General features: G+C 48.7%; 5 protein-coding genes. All 5 read right to left on the minus strand.

Annotated features, from left to right (window positions below; translation table 11 throughout):
- Positions 1–65: 65 nt before the first annotated feature.
- The 5 genes from sstT to ACRCZA_RS13990 all read right to left on the minus strand — a co-directional run bounded on the left by sstT (position 66) and on the right by ACRCZA_RS13990 (position 4,834).
- Positions 66–1,292, minus strand: coding sequence for a serine/threonine transporter SstT (gene sstT / locus ACRCZA_RS13970; protein WP_438675018.1), 1,227 nt, complete (start codon positions 1,290–1,292; stop codon positions 66–68).
- A gap of 192 nt (positions 1,293–1,484) precedes the next feature.
- A complete protein-coding gene (locus ACRCZA_RS13975; RefSeq protein ID WP_438675019.1) occupies positions 1,485–2,378 on the minus strand; it encodes a chemotaxis protein in 894 nt (297 codons plus the stop codon).
- Between the two features lie 139 nt (positions 2,379–2,517).
- Positions 2,518–3,006 (minus strand): phosphatase domain-containing protein, encoded by a 489-nt coding sequence (locus tag ACRCZA_RS13980; RefSeq protein WP_438675020.1) that lies wholly within the window; start codon positions 3,004–3,006, stop codon positions 2,518–2,520.
- Between the two features lie 76 nt (positions 3,007–3,082).
- Positions 3,083–4,372 carry a DEAD/DEAH box helicase gene (locus ACRCZA_RS13985; RefSeq protein ID WP_438675021.1) on the minus strand — a complete coding sequence of 430 codons (1,290 nt, stop codon included), beginning with the start codon at positions 4,370–4,372 and terminating at the stop codon, positions 3,083–3,085.
- 36 nt (positions 4,373–4,408) lie between these two features.
- The gene (locus ACRCZA_RS13990) at positions 4,409–4,834 is read right to left on the minus strand and encodes a methylated-DNA--[protein]-cysteine S-methyltransferase (protein ID WP_438675022.1); all 426 of its coding nucleotides are present in this window, start codon (positions 4,832–4,834) and stop codon (positions 4,409–4,411) included.
- Between the last annotated feature and the right edge of the window lie 88 nt (positions 4,835–4,922).

The following is a 4,922-nucleotide window of genomic DNA, read 5'->3' on the forward strand; positions in this document are numbered from 1 at the left end:
AAAAAAAGCAGCCAACGGAGTGACTGCTTCTATGATGCTTCTTTTTATACGATTAACAGCACACGTTAGCCAAGTTTAGCTTTATTTTCAGCAGCCTCACAAGCTGCCGCGGTAAAAATCACGTCGGTTGAGCTGTTCAGTGCCGTTTCGGCGGCGTCTTGGATCACCCCAATGATAAAGCCGACAGCCACCACCTGCATGGCGACATCGTTTGAGATCCCAAACAAGCTACAGGCCAACGGAATGAGCAATAATGAGCCGCCCGCGACACCAGATGCACCACAGGCAGAAATTGCCGCAACGACACTTAACAAGAGTGCCGTTAGCAAATCAACTTGAATACCTAAGGTGTGTGCCGCGGCTAACGTCAGCACAGTAATCGTAATTGCCGCGCCGCCCATGTTGATGGTCGCCCCAAGAGGAATAGACACGGAGTAAGTGTCTTTATGCAGATTCATCTTCTCACACAAGGCCATATTCACAGGGATATTCGCCGCGCTTGAACGCGTAAAAAAGGCGGTCATTCCGCTTTCACGCAAACAACGTAGTACCAACGGATATGGATTACGTCTAATTTTTACATAAACAATCAGAGGATTAATGATCAACGCTAAAATAGCCATTGCCCCTAATAATACCGCTAACAATTGGGCGTAACCCGCAAGCGCGCTAAAACCAGTTTCAGCAAAGGTCGCCGCCACTAAGCCAAAGATACCAATAGGCGCTAAGCGGATCACAAAATGCACCATCTTAGAGATGCCATGGCTGACGTCGGCAAACACTTGCTTAGTCGAATCACTGGCATGGTGCAGCGCAAGTCCTAAACCCACCCCCCAGGTTAAAATACCGATATAGTTGCCCGTCATTAATGCATTGACAGGATTATCCACTACTTTGAAAATTAAGGTATTAATCACTTCGCCAATGCCTTGAGGAGGCGTTGAACCGTCCACTCCAGCCACTAACACTAAGTTCGTCGGAAACATCATGCTGATAATGACCGCGATCAACGCCGCGGCAAACGTCCCCAATAAATACAGCACCACTATCGGACGCATATTGGTTTGGGTGTTTTTCTTTTGATTAGCAATAGAAGAAGCAACAAGGATAAACACTAAAATTGGCGCAATCGCTTTTAAGGCCCCAACAAATAAACTGCCAAGGAATGCCACTTGCTTGGCGGCCTCAGCAGAAAAACTCGCTAAGGAGATCCCCGCGATGATCCCGAATAAAATCTGTAATACTAAGCTGCCATTCGCCAACCTAGCTAAAAATGATGATTGTTGTTTCATTGCTTAACCTATCGTTATTATATTTCGTCGTTATTCTATTTTGATCGAGTTCACCCAACCCACGCCTTCGGATCTAAGGCCTACACGGTTTTATAGGATGTACTTCAACTTGTCTAGTTTTGCAGAGTAATTCATTCACTAAATTACCCTAACGCCGCAAAACGTTGACAAATACTCAACAAGTCACAGAAGTCAGTGTTTTTCTGCCAAATGCGCACCACGCAACATGGCATCGATCAGCTCATGGGCATCAAACTTAGTCAAAGCCTCATTGGCTCCAACTTGGTGGGCCTGACTGACACTGATCTCACTGGACAGTGAGGTATGCAAAATAATATACGCCTTCGCTAACTGCGGATTATCGCGCACCGCAAAAGCCAGTTCGTAGCCATCGAGGCCGGGCATTTCGATATCACTCACGAGGATATCGATCGGGTGCTGCTCGGCGGCGGCGCGCTCCATCATCGCCAGAGCTTCTTTACCATCGGCAGTCACTTGATAAGAGATATTGATCATATCCAGCGCATCCGCTAACTGCTTACGGGCCACCTTAGAATCATCGACTAAAAGAATATTCATTGGTTTGAGTTGTTCACGCTGCACATCGGTCAAAATGGCGCGATTGGCACTGGGATTATTGGGGAAAATCTTAGAGAGCAAGAGTTCGACATCCAATAACTGGATCAATTGGTTATCAAAACGAGTCACCCCAGTTAAAAAGGCATCTTTCCCTAAATTGGACGCGGGAGGTTCAATATCACGCCAATTACACTCAATAATTTTATCGATACCGCGAACCAAAAAACCAATCACCATGCGCTGGCAATCGGTAATGATAATGTAGCTATGGGGCAATTCTTCAGCACTGATAGGGCGATAACCAATGGCAGCGGCCATATCAATAATGGGAATAGTATGGGCACGAATAGACGTCGCCCCTAAAATCGCCGGATGGGACTTGGGAATTTTACTTAAAGGGGCGTAAGGCACTAATTCACGCACTTTAAGTGTCCCTAAGGCAAACACTTGCTGTTGAGAGAGACGAAAAAGCAGTAATCCTTGTGATTGATTTGCCTTACTTTTCATTATTATATGACCCACTTAATACGGATAACCGACATACTATCCTGACTGCCCACGCAAAAGAATGACTCACATCAAATGAGCTGCAGCTCACCATCCACTTAACGCATGCTAACGTCTGTTTTTTGGTGTATTAACCCCATCAATTAATACCAACCTGCTCATCCTGCAGGGCATATAACACATCAAATGCAAATTGATCCCACCCCTCAGCCGTGAAAGCAATATCACGAATACTGCGCACTTGGCTCACCGCATGCAGCGGCGCGGCACCATTGGCCATCAGGTAATAGGCCATCATAAGCCCGGTGCGATCTTTACCCGAGCGGCAATGAATAACCACCGGTAGCGCCTCAGCCACACATTGCTCAATAAAAGCTAATGCCCGTGGCAACTGCTTGACACAAATCGCCACGTCCCCCTCCTGCGGCGGCACATTGCGAGAAAACGGCATACAGGCGTAACGTAAACCGTGGAGCTTAAAGCTGTCGGGATCGCACTCTTCGCCACCATTAACCGATAATACCGCGCCAATCCCCGCCGCCTTCAATTCGGCTAAATCCCAAGGATCCTTATTCGGGCCGCTGCGGCCGGCGATTTGCCCTTCTACTAACCAAAATAAATGTTGCATACTTCTGCCTCAGTGAGGTGACAACAGATGCAAGGTCTCAATCTCCTCGAAGACACCTCGCATCAACTCCAACGACTTAAGACTTTTTACCCCAAAATTCTACATTGGCGGGCGGTAAGACTTTACGGTGTTTTTTGCCGGTACCCGCAGGCTTAGGTTGCGGTTTAGCTTGCTCTTGTACTGCTGCAGGCATGTCGGGATCGGCTTCAAAGCCGGCGATTTGTTCACGCTCGAGCTTAAGTTTGTTCTTTTTCTCAATCACCCCGAAGTGGTGATAATCCTCATGGGATAATAAGGTCAGCGCAAGGCCCGCCTCACCTGCACGGCCACTGCGGCCAATGCGGTGCAAGTAATCAGCTGGGCTTCTTGGCAGTTCAAAGTTAATCACCACCGGGAGTTTATCAATATCGATACCACGGGCAGCAATATCGGTGGCAATCAACACGCTAATCTCACCGTTTTTAAAGCCATCGAGCACCCTTGTGCGCGCCCCTTGGGCCTTATCGCCATGGAATACCTCTGCGCTAATGCCCCGTTTGGACAGTTTTTGCGCAAGGTGATTACAGGTATTTTTCGCACTGGCAAAAATAAGCACCTGTGACCATTGATGCGTTTTAATCAAATGGGCCAACAGGGCGGTTTTCAGCGGGCGATTAACCGTAATGACTCTTTGTACTATGGTGCTTTCTTGCTCACTTTGTAGGTGGTATTCCAATGGGTCTGTCAGCAAACTGGCGGTTAGCTCGCGCACCTCATCAGGGAAAGTGGCTGAAAATAATAATGTTTGTTTATTGGCAGGCAACGCCTGAAGCACTTGGGCTAATTCTTCGGTAAAGCCAAGGCTGAGCATGCGATCGGCCTCATCGAGGACGAGCTGAGTGACGCGGTTTAATTTAATCGCATTGCTGGCGAGTAAATCTAACAATCGGCCCGGAGTCGCCACCAACACATCGGCGCCCCCCCGCAGGCTTTGCATCTGCGCATTCACCGAGACCCCACCAAAGGCGGCAACGATTTTCAGTTGGCCGTTTAAATGGGCTGCATAGGATAAAAAGCTATCGGCAACCTGCTGCGCCAACTCGCGAGTCGGCACCAACACCAAACAGCGCACGAACGCTGCTGACTTATCTTGAGATGTCTCTTTAGCACCGAGTAATTGCTGCAGCAAAGGCACGGCAAAGGCAGCCGTTTTACCCGAACCGGTATTCGCACCTGCGAGCACATCACGCCCAGCAAGTACCGCGGGGATAGTCGCGGCCTGCACTGGCGTTGGGCAATGATAAGCTAACTCGGTGAGTCGATTATACAACGGCGCAATAATACCGAGTTGGGCAAAGCTTGCCACAGAGGGAGAGGCTTGGGTCATAAAACGATAATCGCTCATCAATAACAAATATGGCGGCTATTCTAACGTAAAATGACCAAGCTTGCTTGTCGATTCCAGCATTAACAACTGCTGTTTCAGCGCAAGCCCATAGGCATAGCCCGTTAATGTACCATTTTTACCAATCACCCGATGACAAGGCACAATAATGGCAATGGGATTGGCGCCATTGGCTGCACCTACCGCGCGCACTGCCTTGGGCCTACCAATCTTCTGAGCAATATCGCTGTAGCTGCAACTATCACCATAGGCTACGGTCAATAATGCTTGCCACACCTCACGCTGAAACTCAGTGCCTTCGGGTGCCAGTGGCAGATCAAACTGAAAGCGCTTACCGGCAAAATACTGCCCTAGCTGCAAGGCTGCCTCATCAAGATGTTGGTGCGCAAGATTAACCGCCGCCGCATCGCCAATCATGACATCCCCGCGGCCATAGGCGAGCATGTGTACTGATTTATCGAGATCGGGACTCAAAATTAACAGATGCGCCTGTGCTAGCCGCGCGCGAAATTGTTCATAATCCTTGCCATAC

The sequence above is a fragment of the Shewanella sp. genome, assembly GCF_051658185.1.
Taxonomy (GTDB): Bacteria; Pseudomonadota; Gammaproteobacteria; order Enterobacterales; family Shewanellaceae; genus Shewanella.